Below are 310 nucleotides of genomic sequence, written 5' to 3'. Positions count from 1 at the left end.
GCTTTCAGGCGATGGCGATGATGACCTCATCATCGGCGGCGCGGGCGACAGCATCTTCGGCGCAGCCGATAGCGACACGATCGTGATCGACCAAGCCGAGCTGGATGCGACCGGCGACAATACCGCGCCGATCAGCGTCGATGGCGGCACGACCGGCGACGACCGCGATACGCTCGACCTGTCGGATTTCGTGAGCTTCCGCAACCTGACGCAAACCCCCGATCCTGATGGAGATTCCACCTCCGGCACGGTCGAGGTTCAGAATGCCGATGGTGAGTGGGTGCCCGTCACCTTTACCGAGATCGAAACC

At 62.6% G+C, this 310-nt stretch carries 1 pseudogene; it reads left to right on the top strand.

From position 1 onward, the window contains the following. Positions 1-310, top strand: a pseudogene (locus ACTG4J_RS12780) (Hint domain-containing protein); the annotation flags it as partial.

The organism is Roseicyclus sp., from assembly GCF_965662675.1.
In the GTDB taxonomy this organism is placed as follows: domain Bacteria; phylum Pseudomonadota; class Alphaproteobacteria; order Rhodobacterales; family Rhodobacteraceae; genus Roseicyclus.
The sequence above is the reverse complement of the archived record's forward strand: the minus strand, read 5'-3'. Positions and strand labels throughout refer to the sequence as shown.